Genomic DNA, 24,926 nt, shown 5'->3' on the forward strand with positions numbered 1-24,926 from the left:
AGAAACCCTGTATTTTTGGATCTCAGACTCTTTCCAGTACGCCCACACATTCTAAATGTTTGGTTTGAGGAAATAAATCTAACCCGACCATATCTTTCAGGTGATAGGTTTGTTTGCACAAAGCGTTGAGATTACGAGCAAAACTTTCAGGACTGCAACTCACATAAACCAATTGCTGAGGAGGTGATTTAAGAATTTGTTTCAGGACTTTTTTCGGGAGTCCACTGCGGGGGGGATCAACAATTAAACTCGATTTTTCTTCAGGAAGTATATTTAGATATTCCAAAAGACAATCTTCCGTTTTACTGCGGAAAATTCGGAGATTTGCGACTCCTAAATTCTCTTGATTTTGTTTGGCTGCTTCAATGGCTAAAGGATGTTCTTCAATTCCAATCACTTCTTTGGCAAAGGGCGCACTCATTAACCCAAATAACCCCATCCCGCAATAACTTTCAATCAACATTTCGGGTTGAAAGTCTCGAATCGGACGCACCACTTGTTCTACTAAAGTGGGTAACATGGGGGTACTTCCTTGCCAAAACGCATGGGCGGGAACGACTAATTTATAGGTTTCTCCGGTGAGGGGATGGGTCAATTCTTCATTTAACCAAGCCACTTCTTCTGGATCAGGGTTTTCTGGTCCGACGTAAGTTTCCCCGATCTTTGTTCCGCGAATGAGAACATTGAGAATTCCTTGACGGGTAAAGCGTTGAAAGTGGTCTTGACGTTCTTTTTGCAGGGCTTGATCGACAGTTTCGACGCAAATGGGGCATTCTTCATTTCGCATCATGTCCACCCCTAAAACTTGCCAAAAACCAGGTTCACCAGGGCCATGGACTTTAATGCTGTTGCGATAACGGTAAGGGTTGGGCGACCCAATCACACCGCGTAAGGGTAAGGGTTGGGCGGGATGGTCTTCATCGAAATAACTTCTGAGGCGAGATTCTTTGATTGCTAACTGGGCTTCGTAGTTAATATGTTGGAATTGGCAACCCGCGCAGGTGGTGAAATGTTGACATTTTGGCGTTGCGCGATCGCTGCTGGCTTCAAGAATCTCCACTGGCTTCAGCAAAAGACGACGTTTCCAGTTACGAATCACTTCTCCCCGTATCGTTTCCCCAGGGATAGTACCAGGCACCAACACGGTTTTTCCTTGGATGGTTGTTTCTCCCAAATACTTATGATTAAAGCGCTTGATCGTAACCGTGAGAGAATCTCCGGGTTGTAACTGTTTAAGATTAACTGCGTCTTCTGATTGAATCATGAGAAAAAAATAGGGGCGAACAGTCATTCGCCCTGAAAAAAACAAAGTAGCGTAATTTTAGACACTCGCTAATTCGGGTTCGGGACGTTTGCTATTGCGGATTCCTTCGATCGCGCTGGCATAATCATCCGCTTTAAAGACTGCCGATCCAGCAACAATCGCATTTGCACCCGCTTCTAAAACTTGCCAAGTGTTGTTTCCTTTCAAACCGCCATCCACTTCAATCCAAGGATCGAGTCCCCGTTCATCACACATTTTCCGTAACTGACGAATTTTGGGGAGAATCGCAGGGATAAATTTCTGTCCGCCAAACCCAGGATTAACACTCATAATCAGAACTAAATCGCAAAGTTCAAGGGTGTAATCAATTAATTCTAAAGGGGTCCCTGGATTGAGAACAACGCCCGCTTGTTTCCCTTGATCCTTAATTAATTGTAAAGTGCGGTGGAGGTGAGGGGAAGCATTATGTTCAGCATGAACAGAAATAATATCAGCCCCTGCTTTCGCAAAATCAGCAACATATTTTTCGGGTTCAACAATCATCAAGTGAACATCAAGAGGCTTTTGGGTAATGGGACGAATTGCATCAACGATTAACGGACCAATGGTGATATTCGGAACAAAGCGTCCATCCATGACATCCACATGAATCCAATCTGCACCCGCTTGGTCAACAGCTTTAATTTCTTCTCCTAAACGACTGAAATCAGCAGATAAAATAGAAGGAGCAATAACGGTTTGTTTTTGGCTCATTTTGAGCAGTCCTCAATTATTTCTTATATTTGGTGTCAATTTTAACAAAAAATTTAACATTTCTTCGGAAATCTGGGAAAGTATTAATGAAAAAAACAGTAGTGGGATTATTGGGGAGTCTCGGTGGTTTAAGTTTAATTAGTCCTTTGCTTGCCCTCGATTATTCCGTTGGTGAACTGGGAATTAATGCCCGTCGGCTTCACCAAGCCCCTTATAATTTACTGGGACGAAAAATTGCCATTGGACAAGTTGAAATCGGCAGAGCAGGAAAATTCGGGTGGGATAAGGCTACTGTGGGGAATTATCCTTTTACCCTTGCTGACGTTTTTTATCGCGATCGCGCTGCAAATCCCAATCAACATATTGATCCCCATGCGATGATGGTGGCAACGGTCATGGTGTCTCAAGAAAAAGGATTACGAGGGGTTGCACCAGAAGCAAAACTCTACAGCAGCGCGGTGGGATCACTACGCCAAGCAGGACAACCCGAAGAATGTCTCACGGCGCAATATACCGCTCTCCAAAATAGTAGCGATGTCAGAGCAATTAATTTCAGTTTTGGTGATTCTTTAGAGCGCGATCCCCGAGAGAATGCCGTTTTGGATGGGGATGCTTTACTAACAAAATGTGTGGATTGGTCAGCACGAGTCCACAATACCTTGTATGTTATTGCAGGGAATCAGGGAGAAGGGGGCATTCCCATTCCCACGGATCAGTATAACGGAATTACTGTGGCTTACAGCACCCAGCGCGATCAAAAATATACCAAGGTGGGTTTTCCCAATCTCGGAGGTGACCCCATCGGAATTGGTCGGCGCTTAGTCATCAAAGAAATCAACACCAAAGGACGCTCAGGAGTCAGTTTAGTTGCCCCTGGAGATGATATCAGCGTCTATCATCCCGAACGAGAAATGATTAGCGTCAGTGGAAGCAGTTTTGCTGCACCTCATGTTACGGGTAGCGTTGCTCTCTTACAAGAATACAGCGATCGCGTGTTGTATCGTTTTGCCAATCGCGAACCTTCTCCCTTCCCCCCCCGTTGGAGTCTGGAGGCGCGGAATCATGAGGTCATGAAAGCCGTGTTACTTAATGCTGCGGATAAAATCCAAGAGCCAACCAAAAGGATGACACGCACGCTTTATAGTAAACAAAATCAGACTTGGCTGCAATCAAAAGCCTATGAAAACGCCAAGATTCCACTTGATTTAGAAATGGGAGCAGGTCATCTCAACACTTTTCGCGCCTATCAACAGTTTAGTGCAGGACAGTGGCATCCTCGAAACAATGTACCCAGGATCGGCTGGGATTATAATGAAGTTTCTGCCAATTCTCATCAAGACTATCAGATCGCGCAGCCTCTTGCTGCGGGGAGTTATGCGACAGTAACTTTAGCTTGGGATCGGTTGGTGGAACTTGATGATAAAAACAACAATGAGCGCTATGATCTGGGAGAAACCTTTCGCGATCGCGGTTTAAATAACCTCAATCTCTTTTTAGTTTCCACGGCAAACGACTCAAAAGTCATCAGCCAATGTGCTTCCGTGAGTGAAGTCGATAGTGTAGAACACATTTTTTGCAAAGTTCCAGAAACGGGACGTTACAAAATTCGCGTTCAATTTGCCGAACAAGCAAATCATTCGATTCAACCTTATGGGTTAGCTTGGTGGACAATTTCCGAATGAACTTGCTTTTGTACTTGTTCTAAATATTGCTGTACGGCTTGCGCTTCTGTTCCAGGTAGGGGAAAACTCCCTAACACTTCTAAAACCGTTTGATCGGTTTCTATATTCATTTGCATGAGTGCCGAATCTAACGGTTGATTATACTCCCAAAAAGTTTCTAAATCCCACTCCGAACTCTTGTCTGATGTCTCCTCACTTGTTGTTTCTGTAACGGCTTCTTCTTCTGCTTGGAGTTGTGCTGTTGTTTCTGCTGCATTTTGCTGACGAATTTCCCGAATTTGTTCTAAAATTTCGGAACGGGTTCGTCCTCGCAACTGAAATAAAACGAAGGGATCTTCACTAAAACGATCAGCTAATTCGTAATACACCGCAGCGATATGTTTGCAAGGATTTTTGGGGTCGGGACAATTACAATGAGAATGAACATCAGACAGAGAAAAGGGAAATAAACTTAAGCCATTGGCAATAAAAACCTCTTCAATATTCTCGGGCATTTCTCCAGCTAATAATTGCGCGGAGAAGATCGCTTTTTCCGCTAAACTTTGAATGATATAATTCCAATCTTCATTGCTAAAGCGGTCTAATTTAATCCAAAGATGATAGGGTTCATCGGCTGTTCCTTGTACGTCTGCAGTTACTTTCGCCCCTTCAAAATCAATTCTGAGAATATTCCCCTCTCGGGCATAATTTCTACCGCGTTCGAGTCGTTTCTTAAACCGATATTTTTCTAATAAATCCAGCCATTGTAGCGCCCACCATTGTCGTTCGGTCATTCTTATTTCTCCTTAGAAGTGCGGTTTTATAATTACCAAATTCTTTCTATTGAATAAGCATCAAAAGCGCGATTGGCTCTGCCAGCGAGCTTCGCTCGATCGCGACTAGCTATAATTAAAGAATGATTCATTGCTTGTGCAACTAACATTCGATCAAATGGATCTCGATGGTGTAAAGGTAAGTGGCGAATTAAAGCTGTATCACGAAATGAAATAGGAAGTAAAATAATGTCAGAAGATTCAACTTCAATACCAATGATTTCATAATTTCGTTTTAGAGATAACTTTCCCAAGTTTAACTTAATCGCAATCTCCCATAAACTTGCGATGCTAACATATACAACATCAGCTTTATCAATCTTCTCTCTGAGGGATTCTGGTAAATTTGGGTCATCTTCCGACAGCCAAATAAAAGCGTGAGTGTCTAATAGAAAAGCACTCATTCCATATAATCCTGAAAATCTTCTAATGGTTCATCAAAGTCTTTTGGTAATGGTAAGACAAAAGTTCCTTTCAAAATTCCAGATCGCCGTTTTTTTTCTAAGTTTTGATCCGAGTGAGTTGTGTTTGCTTTTTTCTCCATTAAATATTCTGCATAATTCAAAAATTCAGTCTTTAAATGTTCAGGCATTTTGCTAATTGCTTGCCAGAGTTCGAGATCAGTATTCATGATTTTTCATTGTTACTTTTTCCATCAGTCTTGGATGAGGTTGTTGCATAGGTTTGATTTTTTTGTTATTTCCCTGGCGGGAAGTGTTCAATAGATTAAATAGTAGAGACGTTCCATGCTTCGACACACTCAGCAACAGGAACACCTCTACTATTTTAGGTTCGGACGATGAGAAGACAGGGGGGAGGGAATTACATCATTCCCATGCCTCCCATACCTCCCATACCGCCCATACCGCCCATACCGCCCATAGCAGCGGATGGATCAGCACCGGCTTCCTCTTCTTGCGGTTCTTCCACAACTAAGGCTTCGGTGGTAATAATCATCCCCGCGATCGAGCCTGCATTTTGTACCGCAGAACGAACCACTTTCGCTGGGTCAATGATTCCGGCAGCAATCATGTCTTCATACTCACCAGTGAGGGCATTATAGCCAACGTTAAATTCGGTGTCACGGACATTTTCCACAACAACAGAGCCTTCTGCACCCGCATTATCTGCCATTTGCGAGAGAGGTGCTTCTAAGGCTTTACCCACTAAGGTTGCACCAATTTTTTCTTCGGGGTGAGTAAGGGTATTTTTGAATTCAGCAACTTTCGCAGCAAGGTGAATTAAGGTTGTACCGCCACCAGGAACAATTCCTTCTTCTACGGCTGCTTGGGTGGCGTTGAGTGCGTCTTCAATGCGGAGTTTCCGTTCTTTGAGTTCGGTTTCGGTCGCAGCACCAACTTTAATCACAGCAACACCGCCAGCAAGTTTAGCAATGCGTTCTTGCAGTTTTTCTTTGTCGTATTCGGAATCAGTTTCTGCAAGTTGTTTCCGAATTTGGTTCACGCGCTTATCCACATCGCCTTTATTTTCACCATTGGAGACAATCACGCTGCTGTCTTTATCAATGGTAACTCGACGAGCAGTTCCGAGCATATCAACGGAAACTGAATCAAGAGTTAAACCCACATCTTCGGAGATCAGTTGTCCGCCTGTAAGAACCGCAATGTCTTGTAACATTTGCTTACGGCGATCGCCAAAACCAGGGGCTTTAATCGCGGAAACGTTGAGAACGCCTCGTGCTTTATTCACAACGAGAGTCGCAAGGGCTTCCCCTTCAATGTCTTCTGCAATGATCAACAGGGGCTGTCCTTGACGGGAGACTTGTTCTAGGATCGGCACTAAGTCTTGAATCGCGCTGATTTTCTTGTCGGTGATTAAGATCCGAGGATTTTCAAACTCGACAATTTGCCGTTCTTGGTCAGTGATGAAATAAGGGGAAAGATAACCGCGATCAATTTCCATCCCTTCCACCACATCGAGTTCAGTGGCGAGAGATTTGGATTCTTCTACGGTGATGACCCCATCTTTGGTCACTTTTTCCATCGCATCAGCGATCATCTGACCAATTTCTTCGTCGTTACCCGCAGAAACGGTGGCGACTTGCGCGATCGCGTCTCCTTCAACGGGTTTGGCCACGTTGGCAATTTCTTCAACTAAATAGTTAACGGTTTTTTCAATCCCACGACGCACTGCAACCGGGTTAGATCCCGCAGCCACGTTCTTTAATCCTTCCCTGATCATTGCTTGGGCGAGAACTGTAGCGGTGGTTGTTCCATCCCCAGCAACATCATTGGTTTTCGAGGCGACTTCTTGAATTAACCGTGCGCCAGTATTTTCGAGAGGGTCTTCTAATTCAATTTCTTTAGCTGCAGTAATCCCATCATTTACAATTTGGGGAGCACCATATTGTTTTTCTAATAAGACATTACGCCCTTTTGGGCCAAGGGTAATCCGAATAGCATTAGCAAGGGCATCAACGCCTCGTTCTAGAGAACGTCTTGCTTTTTCGTTAAAAGATACGATTTTAGGCATCGTTTTAATGTTTCAGTATTGTCGTCATCCATCAATAGCCAATTTAGCACTCTCTTTGCTGGAGTGCTAAGTCTGGGCTGGGTAGGGATATCCGAACTCATGGGTCATTGGTCATCTGTATCCGAAGCAGTTGATATTCCCCTTGGCGACCTAAAAACGTCACTTGTTCAGCTTGAGAAATCAGGCTGTTCAGTTTACGAGGATGACTTAATAGCAAGACAGATTCAGTTTCGGGTTGAGCTTTGAGGTGCGCGATCGCGTATTCGGTTTCATCTAAAAACGTCACCTGATGTTGGGTATAAAACGCAACACTGGGTTTTTCCATCCCAATCATAATTAATTCTTCTTCTGGCTGTCTCACCTGTTGCTCTAACTTAGATAATTCTCTTAATGGTTTTTGTCGAAATTGATCCACTAAAAATATAGCCGGTTGCAACACAAAGACAAAGGTTAATAACATCGCCAATAAGTTAATTCCCCACAGCCAACGGATGTCTTGTTGCGCCCTTAAAGTAAGGGAAATTAAAAGGCCCGCCCCCAACCAAATGACACTTGCTGCTAAATGTAAACCTGCTTGCGAATAAATTTCTGATAAATTCGGTGCTGCTGGATCATAGCCAATTAAGTTGGGGCTATAGTAAAATGCTGCTCCTAAAGCGAACACAAAAATCAAATTGAATAAGATATTCACTTTCAAGGCAGTGCTGAAATTTTCGGGTTGATCATTGCTCCAAAATAACCCCATTAAAATCGCTGCAGCAGGCAGTAAAGGAATCACATAACTGGGTAGTTTTGTCACCGCAATTGTAAAAAATAGAAAGATGGTTATGAACCAGAAAAAAGCAAATAATCCTAACTGTTTTTCTCGGGGTTGTTGCTTCCAAACTCGTCTCCGCCAAACTTGTAGTTGCGCGATCGCGCTCGGTAAATAAACCGATAACGGAGCAAACCCAATCAACACCACTAAAAAATAAAAATACCAAGGTGCATCATGATCATTCACAACACCTGTAAACCGTTGAAAATTATGATAGCCAAAGAAAGAGTCAATATAACTTTGTCCATTTTCGAGAATGACTAAAATATACCAAGGAACAGTTAAGACCAGGAAAATAATCCAGCCAGACATCACCCGCATTTCCCTGAAAACTTGCCACAAATTGCCTTGATAAACTAAAAAAGCAATCATAATTAATCCTGGTAAAACTAAGCCAACAGGCCCCTTGGCTAAAACAGCCAGTGCGGTAAAAATATAAAAACTAATATACCAATTAGACGGTTTCCCCAGACTAAAAAAAGGAGGAGGACTTTCTGTTTCTGAGTTAATATAGCCCATAAAAAAACATAACAAAGCACTCCCCATACAGCCCGTTAATAATAAATCAGAAACCCCAGTTCGCGCCCAAATAATAAACTCTGGTGTTAGGGCGAGAGTGGCTGCAGCAATGAAACTTCCCCAGCGTTTTTGTACGGTATTAGAAGCAGAATTAAAAGGGGAAACGCCAACGCGATCAAGGACAAAAAAAACAAAGCCCGTTAGCCCCAAAGCACTCAAAGCAGAAGGAAGGCGCACCGCCCATTCATTGACTCCTAAAACTTGATACCCCATCGCCATCAACCAGTAAATTAAAGGGGGTTTATCAAAGCGAGTTTCACCGTTATAATAGGGAGTCACCCAGTTACCCGTTTCTACCATCTGTCGGGCAGCTTCGGCAAAAAGGGGTTCTGTTTCATCAATGAGTCCAATACTGCCTAAACGCCATAAAAAAGTAATAGTACAGAGACTAAAAATGATGACAAGAGCAGGAATTAGAGGTAAGGGTTGCGTATTTTTGAAATCGCGCCACTGGGGAATTTGCTTGAGAACAGATCGTTTCATTCAAGAATTCACTTAATTTGTATAGCAGTTTTCATTCTCATGAGGTACATTCTAAGTTTTTGTTCCTTGTTCTTGGTTCTTTGGTCACTGGTCACTGATCGGTTTGTCCCTCAAGAGACTAAGAAACGCTGTGAATTTGTCTATCATTGAGTTGGCACTTCCTGATTAATGATATAACGATTCAACACAGCGCGGACTTTATCGACCTCTACAGGCTTGGTAATACATTCACTCGCCCCTGACATCCGTGCTCGGACTCGATCCACCATATTACCAGTTAGAATGATCACTGGCGTATCCTTCAAGGATTCCACACGGCGGATCTGGTGGGCTAACTCATAACCATTAACCACTGGCATCACTAGATCAAGGAAAATGAGACGAGGTTTTTTCTCAATGAGCGTCGGTAGGGCTTCGACACTTTCGTAGATCGGAAGAAACTTATAACCCAAGGCTTGCGCGATCGTTTCAATCATCTTCTGCGTTTGTGGACTATCATCCACACAAGCAATTAATCCTTTCTTCTCGGTTGATGTTTGATCGGAAGGATTCCTCGTTCTGCGTTCACTGATTCCTTCACTCTCAGAAAACAGAGAAAGATCTTCAATTTCAACAAATCCAATAATCTGCTGATGAATCAAGGGTTGTAGAACTTGTGTCATTGCCCAAATATCCCGTTTCATGCGGGCAGCAAGGTCTCGCAGCGTCTCTTTCCCTTGCATCAAACTCATCAAGTTCTTATAAATTTTCTCTGAGGTTTGGGCTTGTAACCCTTCTGGCGATTTAACAATTGGCGCTGCATTAGGAGAATATTTTTGTAGTCCCATCCCCAGCCAATGTTCCCAACTCTTTTGCACTTCTCGTTGAATGTCCATCACTGGTTGCATCCAAGTATAGGGTAAACGCGCTTGTTGAGAAGGACGAGAGTTTTCTTTCACTTGCACATAAAAACTATCCCCAGCCCCTTCCAAATCAGCAACAGTGGTTAACTTCTGTTCAGCTTGTTGCGTAAAAAATTCTTGCAAAGTGGGAGAGGCGAGTTCTGTTGCTTGTACCACATCAAATAAGCCTTCAATTAACGCCCCTTTAATCACTTTAATCACTTGGTCAGCACTCAGATATTTTTCTTGGGCAAGTTTGGCCAACAGATGATACTCAATACACTCTGGTTGCTCTGATGCGGAGAGAGAATATTGAGAAACTTTTTGGAGGACAGCATCCTCTAAACCTGCAATTTGAAGTTGTCTAATAAACCGCCGATGAGGATGAAGCCCTCCCGCTACCCAACCCAATTGACCCAAATTTAGATAAACCTGCCAAGACTGACCACTGGCTGCTTGCACATCTAAACGACCAGTAAATTGTTTCTGGCTATGATAGGTTAAGTAGCGAAAAATGCGGTTACAAGTTAACCGTTGTTCTTCGATGCTGACCATATAAAATTCCTAATCGTGAGCTAACTGTCAAGTCAATTGTACTCTTTGCAATATACCCTGACATCCTCCCTGTCTTAGGTAGGAAAAGAAACAGAAGATATAATGCAAGACTTCATTAGTCTTATTACTTCCTTCTGCGCCCGCATTTATGGATTACCCACCCGACAAGGTACGTCCTTCTTTGTTAAAAGTGGTACAACATCACCGAACAGACAAAAAATAGAATGAAACGACCCTGGGTGAAGGGCAGATCTACGGTAGCAGGATTTTTGGGATTTCATATAACTATAGCAATTTTCACCTTGTCTCCGCCTCACTATGATGGGCAACCAAGTCTGATACAGTTAAGCACAGAAAAGATGTATTGAGTGAGGAAAGATTACATCGTGTTTCATCAAATGAAAATCACACAATTGGCAAAACTGCTTTGCTCTGGTCTTCTGATTGGCTTATTAAGTATTGGACTGGTCAGTTGTGGTGGGGAGGAGACTCCGCAAGCAGAAGAAGTGGAAGAAGCACCTGCTCCCAAAGCAGCCTTAACCGAAGTTGCTCCCCCAGCAGTTTTTGAAGAATTAAGACAAACTATTGATAATTACCAACCCCAAGTTTCCATTCTTCGTCCTCAAAATGGGGAAGTGATTGAAGATACTCGCGTTAGCATCGAAGTCGATGTCAAAGATTATCCTCTATTCAAGAATGAAGAATTGGGAATGGGCCCCCATCTTCATGTCATTTTGGATAATCAACCCTATCGTGCTGTTTACACCGCAGAAGAGCCGATTGTTTTTGAAGATTTGACTCCTGGCACCCACACGATTCGGATGTTTGCGTCTCGTCCTTGGCATGAAAGTTTCAAAAATGAGGGAGCTTATGCCCAAGTTACCTTTCATTTATTTACAGAAACGGCGGAAAATGCACCTGATTCCGAACAGCCTCTGTTAACTTACAGTCGCCCGAAAGGAACTTACGGTGCAGAGCCAATTTTACTGGATTATTATCTCACTAACGCGCCGATCCGACTGGATGACGAAGATAGTTCTGCCATTAACCCTGCGTCTCAGAGAAATTGGCGAGTGCGGGCGACTATCAATGGTGAAAGTTTCATTATGGATAGTTGGCTACCCGTTTACTTAGAAGGCTTTGAAGTGGGACAAAACTGGATTAAGCTAGAACTTCTTGATGGGGATGGCAATCTCATTAACAATGACTTTAACACAGCAGCAAGATTGTTTAGTTATCAACCCCAAGGAGAGGATACACTCTCGAAACTGGTTCGGGGAGAATTAACCGCAGAAGAAGCGCGGGTGATTGTTGATGCTGAATATGAAGTTCCTCAACCCGAAGCAGAAGAAGAAATCACTCCTGAGGAAGGAACTGCAGAAGAAACTCCTGAGGAAGAAATAGTTCCTGAACAGCTAGAAACTCCTGAGGAAGGAACTGCAGAAGAAACTCCTGAGGAAGAAGAAATCACTCCTGAGGAAGGAACTGCAGAAGAAACTCCTGAGGAAGAAGAAATCACTCCTGAGGAGGGAACTGCAGAAGAAACTCCTGAGGAAGAAGAAATCACTCCTGAGGAGGGAACTGCAGAAGAAACTCCTGAGGAAGAAGAAATCACTCCTGAGGAGGGAACTGCAGAAGAAACTCCTGAGGAAGAAATAGTTCCTGAACAGCCAGAAACTCCAGAGGAAGAAGCCGTCACTGAAGATTCAGAAATGTCTTCTCAAGAGACTGCTGTTGAAGAAACTCCAACTATGACTGATGAACCTCAAGCCGAGGAAAGTGAAGACAGCACTGCAACTGAGAAAACAGAAGAGGCGGAAACTTCTCCTGAAGAACAAGAAGCGGTTGTTGAAGAGAAGAAAGAAGCAATTGCACAGTAATGGTTTCAGGTGGGCAATGCCCACCCTACCTTGTTCATTATTAATTGTTAATTATCCATCGTGTCGGAAAAACATACTTCTCATCGTTCCTTAGCTAGTATTGCTGGTATTGTCGCGATCGCGACGCTCATTAGTAAGGTTTTTGGCTTAGTTCGAGAACAAGTCATTGCTGCTGCTTTTGGCGTGGGTCCGGTGGTCAATGCCTATGCTTATGCTTATATTATTCCAGGCTTTCTGCTCATTCTGTTAGGCGGAATTAATGGACCGTTTCATAGTGCGTTAGTCAGTGTGTTGTCGAAGCGAGACAAGTCGGAAGCTGCACCGTTAGTGGAAACAGTAACCACCTTAGTCAGTGGGATTTTGCTGTTAGTTGCCATTTTTCTGGTTATCTTTGCCCCAGTTTTAATTGATTTAGTCGCACCGGGCTTGTCAGCAACCCCAAATGGGGAAGAAGTCCGCTTGATCGCGATTCGTCAGCTACAAATTATGGCTCCGATGGCAGTTTTAGCGGGACTGATTGGGATTGGGTTTGGAACGCTTAATGCCTCGGATCAGTATTGGTTACCAGGGATTAGTCCTTTATTTTCGAGCTTAGCGGTGATTGCTGGCTTAGGGGGGTTAGCCCTATTTTTAGGCAATGATTTGCTTAATCCGGAATATGCTCGCTTAGGGGGCATGGTTTTAGCGGAAGGGACGTTACTGGGGGCAATTTTACAGTGGTTGGTTCAATTGTATGCACAAGCGCGATCGGGCTTAGGCAAGTTTCGCCTTCGGTTTCAGTTTTCTCATCCGGGGGTGAAAGAAGTTCTCAGAGTGATGGCCCCAGCAACCCTATCTTCAGGAATGCTGCATATTAATGTTTATACAGACTTATTTTTTGCATCTTATATTAATAATGCAGCAGCAGCAATGAAGTACGCTAACCTTATTGCTTTAACTCCCTTGGGCATTATCTCGAATATGATTTTAGTGCCGATGTTGCCCGTTTTTTCACGCTTAGCAGCCCCTGAAAATTGGGAAGAATTAAAAGAAAGAATTCGCCAAGGCTTGTTACTGTCGGCATTAACGATGCTTCCTCTCACAGCGATTTTAGTGCCGTTAGCGTTTCCAGTGGTGCGGTTTATTTATCAAAGGTATGCCTTCGACCACGCAGCGTTAGAAGTGGTTGCGCCAGTTTTAATGGCTTATGGCTTAGGAATGTTTTTTTACTTAGGACGGGATGTTTTAGTGCGAGTGTTTTATGCGTTGGGAGATGGGCAAACACCTTTTCGGATTAGTATTGTTAACATTTTTCTCAATGCCATCTTAGATTATATTCTGATGAATGCGTTTCAAACACCAGGCTTAATTCTTTCTACGATTGGGGTTAATATCACATCAATGGCTGTAATGTTATGGCTGTTGAATCGAAAATTAAATGGATTACCATTGTGGGAGTGGGGAAAAATCCTTTCGATTTTAATCGGTGGTACATTTCTTGCAGGATTGGGCAGTTGGGGCAGTAATCAGCTTTGGGAACAATGGCTTGGCTATAGCAACCTCTTATTAGAAACGGGGCAGATTTTGTTTCCGTCTCTGATTGCCTTTGTCATCTTTTTTACGGTTGCCAGTTGGTTACGCTTACCTGAACTTGCAATTCTCGTCACCCGTATCCGAAACAAACTAAAAATCTAGTTTTCCTGCTGCTAGTTTTTCGATCAATTCTATATGTTTAGGAAGACAGATGGTTTCGAGATCAAAGGTTTCGACGACAGTTTGTCGCGCCTTCTCTCGTAAGGGCTGCATCCGATTGGGATTTTCCAAGACACGGGTAACGGCGTTGGCAAGATCTTCGGTGTTGAAAAAGTCCACTAAGAGACCATTTTCTTCATGGCGTAAGACTTCTTTGACGGGAGGGGTTGCTGATCCAATCACCAGACAGCCTGCTGCCATTGCTTCTAACATTGACCATGAGAGGACAAAAGGATAAGTAAGGTAAACATGAGCGGAGGAAACTTGCAAAACGGATAAGTAAGATTGATAAGGGAGTTTGCCTAGGAAGTGAACTCGATTCAAATCAATTTGATCTTTAATTTCAGCAAGATATTTTTGCCGATAGGTTTGTCCTTCGGGAGGTCGTCGCCCATAACTAACCTCATCCCCGCCTAAAATGAGGACATGAGCATTAGGATGACGACGGTGAATTTCTGGCAGCGATCGCGCAAAGGTATGAAACCCTCGATAGGGCTCTAAATTCCGCGCCACATAAGTAATGACTTCATCTTGAGCGCTTAGGGTCAGATCTTGATCTTTCAGGGTGACACTTGCTTCTGGATTCGGTCGGACGGCTTTGGTATTAATCCCATCATGAATGAGAGAAATTTGATGATGAAAAGCTGCCGGATGTTGGTCTCGTTGCCAAGCCGTTGGCGAAACGCCCCAATCCATTGCATCCAAACTCAGTAAGAGGGTCGTATTTTTGGTACGCACGCGAAATAAGTCATCCAATTGATTCGGAAATTCTGGATCAAAACCGACATCACTGCCTCGGGAACGATAGAAAAATTCTAAAAAGTAGAGATGTCTGGCTTCGGGAAAGACATCTTTTAAGTAAAGGGCTTCTCCCCAACCCGGATGAGCACAAACGACATCTGGCATCAACCCTTGTTTTTTTAAGGATAGTGCGGTGCGAACGACGGCTTGACCGCGACGCACTGCAGCTTCTAACCCTCGGATATAGTGGTGAGTGGAGGGAGACGCTCCTTGAGGGGTTTCATAAGTGATTAACTTGATTCCCGCTTGGGAGAGGGCATCAATGGACTGTTGTTTTAGGTTTTTCTTTTCTCCTAGGGCAACGACGGTATGTCCTTTTTTTGCCATTGCTGGGGCAAGATGTTTATATTGACCCGGAAAGTTTTGATGAACAAATAAAATCTTCACGGCTTTAAGTTTCCTCCGAAGGTGGGGTGGTTTTATGGGCGATCGCCCACAAATCAAAATTGTTCCCCCGTTTCAGCCTCACTTGAGCAAAACCCGCTTTCAGGAGAGCATTACCAAGAGTTTTGGCGGTAAATCCAGTTTTGTGAGCCATAAAATAATTGCCTCGGGCGATCGATGCTCGATGACCGTAAATCATATCCAGAGGCGCGATCGCTCCTGCTGGAGACTGATAAGCTGGATCTTCTAACTTATCTTGTGCGACAAGCTCAGCAACTTGTTGTAAATCGGGGAGCGTAATCAAGGCAAATCCATCCGCTTTCAGGACTCGTCGAAATTCTCTGAGCGCGATCGCGACTTCATGCGGGTAGAGGTGTTCCACATTATGTGATGACCAGACAGCATCCACAGAATCATCTTCCACTGCGCTCAGATCCGTGAGAGAGGCAACAATATCGGGTTGTACCGTTTCATTAATATCTAAGCGGATTTCTTGCCATTCTTCTCCTCGAAAGGTAGCGTGCAATTTTTTCGGATTATAGGGACCACAGCCAACGTGCAAAACAGTTTTCACTCTCGTTTGTCTCCTTACTCATTTCAAGTCGCAGATTACACCTTCTGTCACGGAAGGGGCTCGGCACGCGACCGTTGTTCAGTTCGGTTAAGCCAAGTGTTCCTGCACCTGATCAACCAAATAATTACTCCAATGATGTGCGGTTTCTAATTGTGATGCTTCCACCATGACGCGAATGACGGGTTCAGTTCCTGAGGCGCGGACTAAGACCCGCCCTTGGTCTCCCATGGCTTGTTCGGCTTGCGCGATCGCGCTTTGTAAGGGATCACACTCAGCCCAAGCACACCGTTTTTCCGCATCTGCAACGCGGACATTTTTCAACAACTGAGGATAAGTCTCAAAACTTTCATCTCGCATTTCCCATAAAGAGAGTCCTAACTGACGGGTTAAACAAGCTAAATGTAAGGCAGTTTGTACGCCGTCGCCACTGCAACTATAATGATGACAAATGACATGACCCGACTGTTCACCGCCTAACATTGCCCCAGTTTCCCACATTTGGGCTTGTACGTGCTGATCGCCGACTGCGGTGCGAATTAAGCGACCGCCGATGTCTTCCCAAGCCCGTTCAAATCCTAAGTTTGCCATAACCGTTGCAATGAGGAGATTATTGGGGAGTTTTGCTTTATTTTTCAGGAGTTTGCCCCAAAAATAGAGAATATAATCCCCATCGACAATTCTTCCTTGACTATCCACGGCTAACACGCGATCAGCATCGCCATCAAAAGCAAAGCCCAGATCAGCTTGGGTTTCGCAAACTGTTTTCTGTAAACTGTGAAGATTGGTTGAACCGCAATCCACATTAATCCGATCCCCATTCGGAGACTCATGAATCGCGATCACCTCTGCCCCTAAACTTTGGAATAAGGTGGGTGCAACCTTGACTGATGCGCCCCATGCTAAATCGAGAACAATCTTTAAGCCAGCTAAAGGACGATCGCGCGGTAAAGACTCCTCTAGGGCGGTGGTATATTGTTGCACTAACCCCTGACGGGGATAATGTTGTCCCCAGTTCACATCCGATAAAAATATGTCGCGATTCCCTCTAACCCCCGCTTCGATCGCGCTGGCTTCGGCTTTTCCGATTTTTGTCCCCTTGGCTGTAAACAACTTAATCCCATTATCTTCAGGGGGGTTATGGCTTGCCGAAATCATGATCCCACCGATCGCCTCGGTATTCGCTGTCAGATAAGCGACACAGGGAGTCGGACACAAACCCAGATTCCACACTTCTAATCCCGCAGCCGTTAATCCTGCCGTGAGAGACATCGCCAACATATCACTGGAGTTACGAGAATCTTGCCCAATCGCGATCGCGCCCACTCCCGATTGTTCTTTATAGATTTGTCCCGCCCAAAACCCCACAGCCAACGCCAAGGGTGCAGTTAACAAATGTCCCGCTTGCCCGCGAATGCCATCCGTGCCAAAGAGTTTACTCTTAGGAAGTTCTGGTAAATTCAAAAACGCATTGTTAGCCGTTGCAACGACCATGACACTCACTCCTCACACAAAACCAAATGATTTACTTTGGAGGATAGCACGATCTTGGCGTTCTCAGAAGATCTCTAAAGACCAAGAGCGTTTAACCGTTGTTCCATGGTTTCCCAACTAATCCCTTGTTCAAGATATTGGGGATTCTCGGGAGAGTAGGGACTTTGAGCGCGATCGATGCTGAGGATGGTTGCCTCTTCCGCTAACAGGGGAACATCAGGATCATAAGCAGTCGCCCCCGTTAGAGAACTAGAAAAGCCTTTGAAAATTAAAATCTGATCCGTTTCTCCTTCGGTTTCCACCTCTAGCAGCAGCACTTCTTGAGGATGTTTGAGAGTATATTGTTCTAAACGTTTCTCTGGGGTAGTCATGAGTCCTCCTGCATGGCGGTACGTCCTTCTTTCGCCAAACGAACAATCACAAAGTAAGCTAAAGAGGCAACATAAGCAGTTAACCCGATCATGCCCAAAATGCCGAGAAAACTGGCGGTAGAATTGGGATGAAACCACGCTTTATACAGTTGCGGGGCTTCCCGCCACACTTGACAATAGGGCTGTTGTTGAAATTCGTCGGAAAAAGCGCAGGCAAAAAAGGGAAGGTTCGCGATCGCGCCTAAACTGGAATAAACCGTCACCGCCCAACGCCAAGCGGTAAACACCAACTTTAAAGGGCGTTGCGGTTGATCAACGAGGTCTTCATTAATATCTGCCCAAAACCAAAGGGAAATCGGAATTAAGATCCGTGCGAAAACCCCTGAGAGATACCCAAACGCCCATCCTGGAATCATCAGATAAACCGTAATCATTAACAGACTTGCTACCCGCCAATAAATGATTAGTAAGCGCTGCATCGTCTGTGCTTTTTGGATAAATGCCCAGAGTAATAAAATCAGAGGCATGACCACTGTAAATAAAACCGCCAACCGATAGTCCATCCAGACCAAAGGGCGATACCACACTTCCGCTTCCATAACTGAGACCAACTTACAAACAACATCCGTTATCTTAGCAACTGATGGCTCATGGCAATCATTTCACTTCTTTCCAAACAGGAACAAGGAGAATGCTAATTTTGACTCAGCGTTGTGACAAGACCCTAGAAGCAGAGAAGACCCTTTCTCTGGATGCCGAAGCGCGATCGCGCCCCCGTCAACATCTTAAATTAGACAGTGGAGAACTCTGTTATTTACGTTTACCCCGAGGAACAGTTTTACAAGAAAATGACTGTTTAACATCAGAAAATGGCGAGAAAATCATCCGTATTGTGGCAAAACCCGAATCTGTCCTTACGGTGAAAGCAACACAAACTGAAGACTTACTCAAAGCAGCATATCATTTGGGGAATCGTCATGTCCCTTTAGAAATTACTATTGATTACTTGCGCTTATCTCCTGATCCAGTGTTGGAAAAGATGCTACAACAAATGGGATTAACTGTGATTGCAGAAATGACTCCTTTCTTCCCAGAATTAGGGGCTTATCATCATGCTCACTAATCGGTAAAATGGGATTGAAGCACAGGATAGTTAATGACTATGAGGTTTGAAGACTTCACCAGCGCGATCGCGCAAGGAAAACCTTGTCCAAGTTCTTTACCCCCCGCCTTACAGGGGTTATGGATTGATCGACAAGGGAACTGGGATCAAGCCCATGAAATTGTCCAAGATGCAACTGATCAAGATAGTGCATGGGTTCACGCCTATCTGCATCGAGAAGAAGGGGATCTCAGTAATGCTCGTTACTGGTACAGACGCGCAGGAAGACAACCCACTCAAATTAGCTTAACCGCAGAATGGGAAGAAATTGCTCAAGAACTTTGCTCTACAGCAATGACCAGCGATCAGTGACCAGTGACCAATTAGTTGTGGGGATGAGGTGAGGGGGAGTTAGGGCGAGGGGGAGAACCAAGAACAAATAACGAAGAATAAATAACGGAGAAGAGTGATTCTTAAACTTTTACAACTGTCTAGTTCTGCCTTACCTTTGGGGGCTTATAGTTACTCAGAAGGGCTAGAAACTGCCATTGAAACGCAAATGATTCAGGGAGAGGAAGGATTCAAACAATGGCTGCAAGATGAACTCTCTCACGGGGCGATTCGCTTAGAAACAGCGTTGATGTTGCGGGGATATCGCTGTTGGCAAAAAAAAGATTTAGAAGGCTTACAATACTGGAATCAGTGGGGAAGTGCGGTTAAAGAAACTGCGGAACTGCGAGAACAAAGTTGGCAAATGGGAAATACCCTCACCCGCTTACTACTGGCGTTAGATAGCAATCCTAAGTTAAAAGAGAGCTTGACAGCAGTTGGAAAACCTTGTAACAGCGCGATCGCGTTTGGAATCGGTGCAGCCAACTGGGAAATTGACGAATATTCCACTGTTTTGGGTTATCTTCACAGTTGGGCAACCAATTTGATTAATGCTGGTGTGAAATTAATTCCTCTCGGTCAAACCACAGGACAACAGTTATTATTGCAACTTCACGCTAATATTGAAACCACAGCAACAACGGTGTTGAATCTGGCTGATGATGAACTTTACACCTGTAGCTGGGGCTTAGGATTAGCTAGTATGCAGCATGAAACCCAGTATAGTCGTTTGTTTCGCAGTTAATGCTGAGGACGATAAACCATGATTGTAACGGGAAGTCTCAAGAGTGTTTTTGCCAGTTGAGACAGACCAAATTTAAATTGCAGCGATCGTGGTAAGTTTTGCCAATTCACTGATACAAAGCCAAAACGAGCATAAAATTCAGCCAGTCTTTTTCCCAAACATTCTAGATAAAGAGGCTGGTTAGCTTGTGCAATCAGATGCTGAGTTAAAGCAGTTCCTAAAGCGCGATCGCGCCAAGGTTTCGCCACCACCAAACTTCCTAATTCTTGGGCATCTCCAAAATTGCGTAACTGTCCACAAGCAATCACTTCTCCCTGATAGTCAATCACCCAGAATTGTTCCCAGCGTAACTGAGTGGGATCAAGTTTTGCACTAAAAACTAATTTGCGGATACGCCATTGATCTTGCTGAGTGGCGCGACGCATGACGCATCCTGTGGGTAAGCAAGTGTGATCAACTGTCATTTATGAACTCAATAACTTTTGCAGGGATTCGTCTTCGATTCCCATTTCCGCCATTGTGTCTTTTAAAGCCGTGCGAAAGCGATCCAAATCAGAAGCAAAGCCACAAAGTTGGGCAGCAGTAGCCACTCCTTTGGAGACATTCGCTTTAGCGCAATCAATTAATTCTTCACCTGTGAGGGGATGTTCCCCAGATAAAAGTTTTGCTTTGGAATCTCCCCAAAATGCGCTGAGAGTGCAAAATTGCTGATTTCCTTGCGTTTTAATTGACCAACGATAGAGAATCTCTGGGGATTGCGGATCAACTCCCACCTCTAGGAGTTTCGCCCCCATATAGTAATTCATTTTCTTTAATTCTTGTTGTCTTGCTTCGAGAGGTTGGTCTTTGTTGATGGTACGTTCGAGATGTGCTTGCGTTGATTTCCCCATAGTTTAAATTTTCTATTCTCGATTAGGCTTGATGATTAGTTTAGCCATTGTTGTCAGGTTTCGCCAAAACAGCCAACGATTCATCCCCCGTTAACCTCTGGTAGAACGGGGGTCTTCTCGTTGCATTAACATAAACAAGGGTAATGTAAAACTGACGTTTTGAAAAATCTCCAGATGAATACCTTACGAGTAGGAATTGCAGGACCCGTGGGATCAGGGAAAACGGCTTTGTTAGATGCGTTATGTAAAACCCTGCGCGATACGTATCAGGTGGCAGTTGTGACCAATGATATTTATACTCAAGAAGATGCTCAGTTTTTAGTGAGATCAGAGGCTTTACCGCGCGATCGCGTTTTGGGAGTGGAAACCGGTGGCTGTCCCCATACTGCCATCCGAGAAGATGCCAGCCTTAATTTATCAGCTATTGAACAATTAGAACAACAGTTTAACCCCCTTGAGTTACTGTTTGTGGAAAGTGGCGGGGATAATCTGGCTGCAACCTTTAGCCCAGAATTAGTCGATCTAACAATCTATGTGATTGATGTGGCTGCGGGTGATAAAATTCCTCGCAAAGGTGGACCGGGGATTACGAAATCGGATCTGTTAGTGATTAATAAAATTGATTTAGCCCCTTATGTTGGTGCGGATCTCTCGGTGATGGAACGAGATGCGAAAAAGATGCGCGGAGATAAACCGTTTGTTTTTACTAACTTAAAAATACAGCAAGGATTAAAAACAGTACAAGATTTTCTTCGTTCTCACCTGATTTAAAACATTTACAGTACACTTCAGATCAGAAATTAATGCTAGCAACTCCTGTCAAAACAGCTTCCAGATGGCATGGTCAGCTAAAACTTGTCTATCAACAGCGAGACAACAAGACACAGCCCCGAGAAACTTACGCCCAAGCCCCTTATAAACTCCAGCGTCCGTTTTATCCGCAAGGGGAACAAACTTGTTATACCACAATTCTTCACACGGCGGGGGGAATGGTGGGTGGGGATCAACTTTCTCAGTCGATTCAGTTACAACCTAAAACTCATGCTGTCATTACCACCGCAGCAGCAAGTAAAATTTATCGGAGTAATGGTTTAACCGCCTCTCAAACCGTCGATATTGAGGTCGGGGAAAACGCTTGCTTAGAATATCTCCCCCGAGAAACAATTGTTTTTAAGGGCGCACAATATCAGCAACAGTTAAACGTTAATCTTGCTTCTACCGCCACTTGGTTAGGCTGGGAAATTGTCCGCTTTGGTCGTTCCGCCAGAGGAGAACAGTTTTTGCAAGGAGAAGCGCGATCGCGCACCGAAATCTGGCAAAATGGACAATTACTCTGGGTCGATTGTCCGTGGCTATCAGGAGACAAAAATATTTTAGACAGTCCTCACGGTTTAGGAGGCTATCCCTTAGTGGGAACACTTGTCTGGTTCGGAAAACCTGTCCCTCCAGAAATCATCGCAGCCGTCCGAAATTTATGGGATGAAAGCGGTAACCTTGGAGAAGCAGGAACAACCGCTTTAATGTCTGGATTATTGTGTCGATATCGGGGAAATTCTCGCGCTGAGGTGATAAACTGGTTTACAAATATTTGGCGATTAATGCGTCAATTCGACGGAAAAGAACCACCTGTTACGCCTCGGGTTTGGCAGGTTTAACGATGCAGTTTTTTCATTAATTTTTCTATGCAACTTTCACCTCAAGAAAAAGATAAATTATCCATTTTCACGGCTGCACTTCTTGCAGAAAGACGAAAGGAAAAAGGACTCAAACTCAACTATCCCGAAGCGGTGGCTTACATTTCCGCAGGACTGTTAGAAGGAGCGCGAGAAGGGCGTTCTGTTGCAGATTTAATGAGTTATGGCAAAACATTGCTTACCCGTGATGATGTCATGGAAGGAATTCCCGAAATGGTGGATGAAGTACAAGTTGAAGCAACCTTTCCTGATGGCACAAAATTAGTAACGGTTCACAATCCAATTATTTAAAAGAGCAGGGAATCATGATACCAGGAGAAATGCAAATTCAATCAGGAGAAATTGAACTCAATGCGGGTCGCCCCAGTGTTAAAATAAAAGTAGGGAATAGCGGGGATCGACCGATTCAAGTCGGATCACATTTCCATTTTTATGAAGTGAATTCTGCGCTTAATTTTGACCGTGAACAAGCCAAAGGAATGCGGTTAGATATTCCAGCAGGGACTGCGGTTCGTTTTGAACCAGGGGATGAAAAAGAAGTGCAATTAGTGGCTTTAGCGGGACGCAGAGAAGTTTATGGTTTTAATAATCGTATTAACGGCAAACTTTAATTGCTTATAGCACTTCCCAATCTCATGAGGTACATTCTAAATTTTGGTTCTTTGTTCTTCGTTATTTGTTGGTTGTTAATCAATGAACCATGAACATCCACCAACTCGCATTACGTACCTCAACCAACTAGGAAACGCTATAAATAAGGAGAAAAATATGAGTTACCGAATGGATCGCCGTGCTTACGCTGAAACTTTTGGTCCGACAGTGGGCGATCGCGTGCGTTTGGCGGATACGGAATTATTCATTGAAGTGGAACAAGATCTTACCACCTATGGCGAAGAAGTGAAGTTTGGGGGCGGAAAAGTCATCCGCGATGGCATGGGACAATCGCCAATTTCTCGTGCTGATGGTGCAGTAGATGTAGTGATTACTAACGCCCTCATTCTCGATTGGTGGGGGATTGTGAAAGCAGATGTGGGGATTAAAGATGGTCGCATTTTCAAAATTGGGAAAGCAGGAAATCCCTACATTCAAGATAATGTCGATATTATTATCGGTCCCAGTACCGAAGCAGTGGCGGGAGAAGGACTGATCCTCACGGCTGGCGGAATTGACAGTCATATTCACTTTATTTGTCCGCAACTGATTGAAACCGCGATCGCGTCTGGAATAACGACGATGTTTGGCGGTGGAACTGGACCCGCAACGGGAACGAATGCAACCACTTGCACCCCTGGATCATGGAATCTGGGCTGGATGTTACAAGCAGCAGAAGCCTTCCCCGTGAATTTAGGCTTTTTCGGGAAAGGAAATAGCGCCCAACCGCAAGGGATTGAAGAACAGATCATTGCAGGCGCAATGGGCTTAAAACTCCATGAAGACTGGGGAACCACACCATCCTCGATTGATACCTGTCTCTCGGTGGCGGATCGCTACGATGTGCAAGTTGCCATCCATACCGACACCCTCAACGAAGCGGGGTTTGTGGAAGATACCATTAACGCCTTCAAAAATCGCGCTATCCACACCTATCACACCGAAGGCGCGGGTGGCGGTCATGCGCCAGATATTATCAAAGTTTGCGGTCAAAGTAATGTTTTACCCTCTTCTACCAATCCCACCCGCCCTTACACCACCAACACCCTAGAAGAACATTTGGATATGTTGATGGTGTGTCATCACCTCGATCCCAATATTCCCGAAGATGTGGCGTTTGCTGAATCACGGATTCGCAGAGAAACCATTGCAGCCGAAGATATCTTACATGATTTAGGCGCATTCAGCGCGATCGCGTCCGATTCCCAAGCCATGGGGCGTGTCGGGGAAACCATTATTCGCACTTGGCAAACCGCCCACAAAATGAAACTACAACGGGGTTTACTTCCCTCACCAGACAATAGCAGCGAAACCCATGACAACTTCCGCGCCAAGCGATACGTTGCCAAATATACGATTAACTCCGCCATTATGCACGGAATCGCCCATGAAGTGGGTTCGATTGAAGAAGGGAAACTCGCCGACTTGTGTCTCTGGAAGCCCAGTTGTTTTGGAGTCAAACCTGAGATCATTATGAAAGGGGGCGCGATCGCGTATGCCCAAATGGGAGACGCAAACGCCAGTATCCCCACCCCACAGCCCATCGAGATGCGACCCATGTTCGCCAGTTATGGGAAAGCACTTGCGACAACCTCTCTCACCTTTGTTTCTCAAGCGGGAATGGAAGCCAACATTGGACAACAACTGGGTTTAGAAAAAACTTTAGTCCCTGTCCGAAATACCCGTACTATTGGCAAAGCGGAGATGAAATGTAATAATGCACTCCCTCACATTGAAGTAGATTCCGAAACCTATGAAGTGCGAGCAGATGGAGAACTTTTAACCTGTGAACCCGCTACCACTTTACCGATGGCGCAAAGGTATTTCTTGTTTTAGCCTCTGCTGGAGTGAACTTCTATCATTCCTGCAGAGAATCAGGTGAAGCCAGCCCAAGTGCCGATCG

26 protein-coding genes are annotated in these 24,926 nt (G+C 44.5%); 11 read left to right on the top strand and 15 right to left on the bottom strand.

The genetic code is table 11. From position 1 onward, the window contains the following. Positions 1 to 22: 22 nt before the first annotated feature. Positions 23 to 1,291, bottom strand: coding sequence for a class I SAM-dependent RNA methyltransferase (locus PCC7418_RS07410; protein WP_015225558.1), 1,269 nt, complete (start codon positions 1,289 to 1,291; stop codon positions 23 to 25). Positions 1,292 to 1,321: 30 nt separating this feature from the next. Then, a complete protein-coding gene (gene rpe, locus PCC7418_RS07415; protein WP_015225559.1) occupies positions 1,322 to 2,017 on the bottom strand; it encodes a ribulose-phosphate 3-epimerase in 696 nt (231 codons plus the stop codon). A gap of 86 nt (positions 2,018 to 2,103) precedes the next feature. Between rpe and PCC7418_RS07420 the strand changes: the two genes are divergently transcribed. Then, entirely contained in the window at positions 2,104 to 3,699 is a 1,596-nt protein-coding gene (locus PCC7418_RS07420; RefSeq protein ID WP_015225560.1) for a S8 family serine peptidase, read from the top strand. Here the strand turns inward: PCC7418_RS07420 and PCC7418_RS07425 are convergent. The 6 genes from PCC7418_RS07425 to PCC7418_RS07450 all read right to left on the bottom strand — a co-directional run bounded on the left by PCC7418_RS07425 (position 3,666) and on the right by PCC7418_RS07450 (position 10,319). Beyond that, a complete protein-coding gene (locus tag PCC7418_RS07425; protein WP_015225561.1) occupies positions 3,666 to 4,472 on the bottom strand; it encodes an SWIM zinc finger family protein in 807 nt (268 codons plus the stop codon). The genes PCC7418_RS07420 and PCC7418_RS07425 overlap by 34 nt on opposite strands. 32 nt (positions 4,473 to 4,504) lie before the next feature. Continuing rightward, the gene (locus PCC7418_RS07430) at positions 4,505 to 4,915 is read right to left on the bottom strand and encodes a type II toxin-antitoxin system VapC family toxin (protein ID WP_015225562.1); all 411 of its coding nucleotides are present in this window, start codon (positions 4,913 to 4,915) and stop codon (positions 4,505 to 4,507) included. After that, on the bottom strand, positions 4,912 to 5,142 hold the full coding sequence (locus PCC7418_RS07435; RefSeq protein ID WP_015225563.1) for a DUF2281 domain-containing protein: 231 nt from the start codon (positions 5,140 to 5,142) through the stop codon (positions 4,912 to 4,914). The genes PCC7418_RS07430 and PCC7418_RS07435 overlap by 4 nt, the downstream gene beginning before the upstream one ends. Before the next feature lie 191 nt (positions 5,143 to 5,333). Continuing rightward, positions 5,334 to 7,004: a chaperonin GroEL gene (gene groL, locus PCC7418_RS07440; RefSeq protein ID WP_015225564.1), complete on the bottom strand. Its 1,671-nt coding sequence runs from the start codon at positions 7,002 to 7,004 to the stop codon at positions 5,334 to 5,336. A gap of 97 nt (positions 7,005 to 7,101) precedes the next feature. Further along, the gene (locus PCC7418_RS07445) at positions 7,102 to 8,883 is read right to left on the bottom strand and encodes a glycosyltransferase family 39 protein (protein ID WP_015225565.1); all 1,782 of its coding nucleotides are present in this window, start codon (positions 8,881 to 8,883) and stop codon (positions 7,102 to 7,104) included. A gap of 143 nt (positions 8,884 to 9,026) precedes the next feature. Continuing rightward, a complete protein-coding gene (locus PCC7418_RS07450; RefSeq protein ID WP_015225566.1) occupies positions 9,027 to 10,319 on the bottom strand; it encodes a response regulator in 1,293 nt (430 codons plus the stop codon). Between the two features lie 398 nt (positions 10,320 to 10,717). Between PCC7418_RS07450 and PCC7418_RS19330 the strand changes: the two genes are divergently transcribed. After that, positions 10,718 to 12,199 carry a DUF6130 family protein gene (locus PCC7418_RS19330; RefSeq protein WP_015225567.1) on the top strand — a complete coding sequence of 494 codons (1,482 nt, stop codon included), beginning with the start codon at positions 10,718 to 10,720 and terminating at the stop codon, positions 12,197 to 12,199. Positions 12,200 to 12,259: 60 nt separating this feature from the next. Beyond that, positions 12,260 to 13,873, top strand: a complete 1,614-nt coding sequence (gene murJ / locus PCC7418_RS07460; protein WP_015225568.1) for a murein biosynthesis integral membrane protein MurJ — start codon at positions 12,260 to 12,262, stop codon at positions 13,871 to 13,873. Here the strand turns inward: murJ and PCC7418_RS07465 are convergent. The 5 genes from PCC7418_RS07465 to PCC7418_RS07485 all read right to left on the bottom strand — a co-directional run bounded on the left by PCC7418_RS07465 (position 13,862) and on the right by PCC7418_RS07485 (position 18,150). Beyond that, on the bottom strand, positions 13,862 to 15,118 hold the full coding sequence (locus PCC7418_RS07465; RefSeq protein ID WP_015225569.1) for a glycosyltransferase family 4 protein: 1,257 nt from the start codon (positions 15,116 to 15,118) through the stop codon (positions 13,862 to 13,864). The genes murJ and PCC7418_RS07465 overlap by 12 nt on opposite strands. A 4-nt stretch (positions 15,119 to 15,122) precedes the next feature. Then, complete coding sequence (locus tag PCC7418_RS07470) at positions 15,123 to 15,689, bottom strand: methyltransferase domain-containing protein (RefSeq protein WP_015225570.1); 567 nt, start codon at positions 15,687 to 15,689, stop codon at positions 15,123 to 15,125. A gap of 87 nt (positions 15,690 to 15,776) precedes the next feature. Then, positions 15,777 to 17,180, bottom strand: coding sequence for a phosphoglucosamine mutase (gene glmM / locus PCC7418_RS07475; RefSeq protein WP_015225571.1), 1,404 nt, complete (start codon positions 17,178 to 17,180; stop codon positions 15,777 to 15,779). A 74-nt stretch (positions 17,181 to 17,254) separates the two neighbouring features. Next, a complete protein-coding gene (locus tag PCC7418_RS07480; protein ID WP_015225572.1) occupies positions 17,255 to 17,551 on the bottom strand; it encodes a hypothetical protein in 297 nt (98 codons plus the stop codon). Further along, positions 17,548 to 18,150, bottom strand: a complete 603-nt coding sequence (locus PCC7418_RS07485; protein ID WP_015225573.1) for a DUF3177 family protein — start codon at positions 18,148 to 18,150, stop codon at positions 17,548 to 17,550. The genes PCC7418_RS07480 and PCC7418_RS07485 overlap by 4 nt, the downstream gene beginning before the upstream one ends. Before the next feature lie 92 nt (positions 18,151 to 18,242). On the opposite strand from PCC7418_RS07485, the gene ureE reads away from it, so the two are divergent. From ureE to PCC7418_RS07500, 3 genes are all read left to right on the top strand, one after another. After that, entirely contained in the window at positions 18,243 to 18,674 is a 432-nt protein-coding gene (ureE, locus tag PCC7418_RS07490; RefSeq protein ID WP_015225574.1) for an urease accessory protein UreE, read from the top strand. Positions 18,675 to 18,707: 33 nt separating this feature from the next. Continuing rightward, the gene (locus PCC7418_RS07495; protein ID WP_015225575.1) at positions 18,708 to 19,025 is read left to right on the top strand and encodes a hypothetical protein; all 318 of its coding nucleotides are present in this window, start codon (positions 18,708 to 18,710) and stop codon (positions 19,023 to 19,025) included. A 94-nt stretch (positions 19,026 to 19,119) separates the two neighbouring features. Next, positions 19,120 to 19,788: an urease accessory protein UreF gene (locus PCC7418_RS07500; protein ID WP_015225576.1), complete on the top strand. Its 669-nt coding sequence runs from the start codon at positions 19,120 to 19,122 to the stop codon at positions 19,786 to 19,788. On the opposite strand, the gene PCC7418_RS07505 is transcribed toward PCC7418_RS07500, so the two are convergent. Both PCC7418_RS07505 and PCC7418_RS07510 read right to left on the bottom strand, forming a co-directional pair. Beyond that, a complete protein-coding gene (locus tag PCC7418_RS07505) occupies positions 19,785 to 20,252 on the bottom strand; it encodes a GNAT family N-acetyltransferase (protein WP_015225577.1) in 468 nt (155 codons plus the stop codon). The genes PCC7418_RS07500 and PCC7418_RS07505 overlap by 4 nt on opposite strands. Next, a complete protein-coding gene (locus tag PCC7418_RS07510) occupies positions 20,253 to 20,678 on the bottom strand; it encodes a hypothetical protein (protein ID WP_015225578.1) in 426 nt (141 codons plus the stop codon). A gap of 174 nt (positions 20,679 to 20,852) precedes the next feature. Here PCC7418_RS07510 and ureG point away from each other — a divergent pair, with 174 nt between their 5' ends. The 5 genes from ureG to ureC all read left to right on the top strand — a co-directional run bounded on the left by ureG (position 20,853) and on the right by ureC (position 24,859). Beyond that, positions 20,853 to 21,449: an urease accessory protein UreG gene (gene ureG, locus PCC7418_RS07515; RefSeq protein WP_015225579.1), complete on the top strand. Its 597-nt coding sequence runs from the start codon at positions 20,853 to 20,855 to the stop codon at positions 21,447 to 21,449. A 32-nt stretch (positions 21,450 to 21,481) separates the two neighbouring features. After that, positions 21,482 to 22,333, top strand: coding sequence for an urease accessory protein UreD (locus PCC7418_RS07520; RefSeq protein WP_015225580.1), 852 nt, complete (start codon positions 21,482 to 21,484; stop codon positions 22,331 to 22,333). A 27-nt stretch (positions 22,334 to 22,360) separates the two neighbouring features. After that, positions 22,361 to 22,663 carry an urease subunit gamma gene (gene ureA / locus PCC7418_RS07525; protein ID WP_015225581.1) on the top strand — a complete coding sequence of 101 codons (303 nt, stop codon included), beginning with the start codon at positions 22,361 to 22,363 and terminating at the stop codon, positions 22,661 to 22,663. Between the two features lie 14 nt (positions 22,664 to 22,677). Then, positions 22,678 to 22,983 (top strand): urease subunit beta, encoded by a 306-nt coding sequence (locus tag PCC7418_RS07530; RefSeq protein ID WP_015225582.1) that lies wholly within the window; start codon positions 22,678 to 22,680, stop codon positions 22,981 to 22,983. 157 nt (positions 22,984 to 23,140) lie between these two features. Further along, positions 23,141 to 24,859, top strand: a complete 1,719-nt coding sequence (gene ureC / locus PCC7418_RS07535; RefSeq protein ID WP_015225583.1) for an urease subunit alpha — start codon at positions 23,141 to 23,143, stop codon at positions 24,857 to 24,859. Positions 24,860 to 24,926: the final 67 nt, after the last annotated feature.

This window comes from Halothece sp. PCC 7418 (assembly GCF_000317635.1).
Lineage (GTDB): Bacteria > Cyanobacteriota > Cyanobacteriia > Cyanobacteriales > Rubidibacteraceae > Halothece.